Source organism: Methanospirillum sp., from assembly GCF_035560735.1.
In the GTDB taxonomy this organism is placed as follows: domain Archaea; phylum Halobacteriota; class Methanomicrobia; order Methanomicrobiales; family Methanospirillaceae; genus Methanospirillum.
The window spans coordinates 1-2117 of the sequence record NZ_DATMYY010000174.1 but is presented as its reverse complement, the minus strand read 5'-3'; the positions used below and the strand labels follow the sequence as shown (position 1 = coordinate 2117).

Genomic DNA, 2117 nt, shown 5'->3' with positions numbered 1-2117 from the left:
AAATTTCCCTCTCTGAATAAAATGCGCTCAAATGGCTCACAATACCCGGTGCTGTATAATACCCCTTCCAGTTTTATCGCGTCTTCCATTGACCGTCTCAGGATCTCTACCATAAGGGTCATAGTTCCTGAAGTTTTTGTATTGAGCCCTCCAGTCTGAAGTACTCCTTTCCTTTCTGATTCCATACTGCCAATAAGCCGGTAACACTGGTTAACCTTTAAAATGACAGCATCGCTCCCGTCAGAGCAGGGATCTTCTGCAACAAATATCAAAGGTGTTCCTAATTTTTTGAGTATTTGAGGATCAATTCCTCCCAGACCTGTTGTGTCCACTATGAGATCCCATCCCTCAGTGGGAAGGTCCTCAATAGATGATGTAAATGAAACATGAGAATCAAGAAAATTTTTAACGAGTGGAAACTGGTCGATTACTGTCACTGAAGAGGTTTTAGCCAGGGTATTTGCAAGCCGTGCCCCGGTGAGATATGCTCCGATAATCAGGCATTTTCGTGGCATCGGCCCTGTTCTTTCGAGCCACTGTAAAACTGCCAGGGTCTTTTTCAATGTAATCTGATCAATTACGTCCTGAAGCATGTACAATGAGAAGAAGGTTTTGACTGTTGGAGTGATCCCGTCTTCAGAACGACAGATCTCTAACATTCATCCTTCTCCCTGGATTTGGTAAATCCTATCCTCTCCAGGGCATTTGTCATCTCATCACGAACAGCATCTGAAACTGCCTTTCCATGAATGATATGAGGTGGTGAGAGCGAAGCAGTAAGAAGACGCCCTTTCCTGTCCAGAATTACCAACATTGATCCCGATCCTGGGATACCAAGTCTACCCCGTGCAATGACCAGATCGCATGAGCAGGTGTCAAGAGCCATTATAGCTTTTGTTATCGCTGGCATTCTACTGACATCACAGGCATCGGTGTGTATCTGGAGATGTTTCGCTTTTGAAAGCCCGAACATTTCAAGAACTTCATTGATGGCAATAACTTTCGCATCACTGTGATTCGGGACTATGATCTCCTTAGCATCCCTGATGTATTTGCGCAGTTCTCTGCACTCTGTCTTTGTATCTCCGGTCCTGATCCCGGTTACAGACTCGTAGTAAGCATTCTCAACTATCTGATCCAGATCCATTGCTTTATCTCACCATTTTTTCTCGTTATATTCCTGGAACAAGTGGTTTTGTAGAAACCACCGGAACGGTCTGGTGTCTGAGTTCAGGGGTCAGACCCATCTCCCTGATAATCCTGACTACTTCATTCAATGTTCCAAATGTAGGTGAGCCGACTCCTTTGATATCTAACGGATATGAATCAGGAATTACTGTAGCCACATTATCTGCTCCTGCTATCAGTGAGTATTTCACATTTTCAGGTCCGATTGTTGGAGTAGGCACTGTAATTCTGATTTCAGGATAGAGAATGCGTGTGATTGCGATGGTCTTCATCTGCTCTTCAAGGCTGCAGGGAGGATGATTCTGCATCGGTGTTCCCATATATGGGTTAAATCCCATGATGGGGATCTCTCCTAGGGATTTAAAACGACGGAGAAATTTCAAATGAGCGATACGATCCTCATATGATTCTCCAAGGCCCACCAAAAGACCTGAAGAGAGTTCCACGCCCTGTTCAGAGATCATCTCGCATGATCTGACTCTGTCTTCAAATCTCTCCCCGGGTTTTACGGCATGAAATAGCGCCTGGTTTACAGTTTCAAGATTACAGCAGACGGTGTCTGTTTCAAATCTGGCAATTTGAGAGAGCGAGTCCCTGCTTAAGTCAGCGCCCACATTTACTAAAAGTTCAAGTGTTGTATTCTCTTTTACAATTCGCGCCGCATCTACTGCCTGTTTCCCCTGATATCCATGGGCTCCGGAACAACTCACTCTTGGGATGCCGGATTCTTCTATCTTTTTAGCAGCCTTAAGTATCTCTGATTCAGATTTGTAAAATGGATGAAAATATCCCTCATTAGAGGTTCCTGCAGCAAATCCACAGTATCCGCATTTTGGAGATACCTGGCAGATATTTGTGAGATGCACCGTAGATGTGAGTTTTACGGTGGTGCCCTGATCTCTCCTCACTTCGTTTGCAGTTTCCATGAG

The 2117-nt window shown here is 44.6% G+C and carries 3 protein-coding genes; all 3 read right to left on the bottom strand.

Annotated elements, in window-relative coordinates:
- Window positions 1-659 (bottom strand): SAM-dependent methyltransferase HcgC family protein (locus VN429_RS05265; protein WP_325630571.1); only part of this gene is annotated, 659 nt, incomplete at its 3' end.
- Window positions 653-1147: a DUF3236 domain-containing protein gene (locus tag VN429_RS05260; RefSeq protein ID WP_325630569.1), complete on the bottom strand. Its 495-nt coding sequence runs from the start codon at window positions 1145-1147 to the stop codon at window positions 653-655. The genes VN429_RS05260 and VN429_RS05265, both read right to left, overlap by 7 nt.
- A 25-nt stretch (window positions 1148-1172) precedes the next feature.
- Window positions 1173-2117 (bottom strand): 5,10-methenyltetrahydromethanopterin hydrogenase cofactor biosynthesis protein HmdB (gene hmdB / locus VN429_RS05255; protein WP_325630567.1); only part of this gene is annotated, 945 nt, incomplete at its 5' end.

Coding starts and splice junctions, on each gene's coding strand:
- VN429_RS05260 (WP_325630569.1), bottom strand. CDS start 1,147: ATGGATCTGGATCAGATAGTTGAGAATGCTTACTACGAGTCTGTAACC.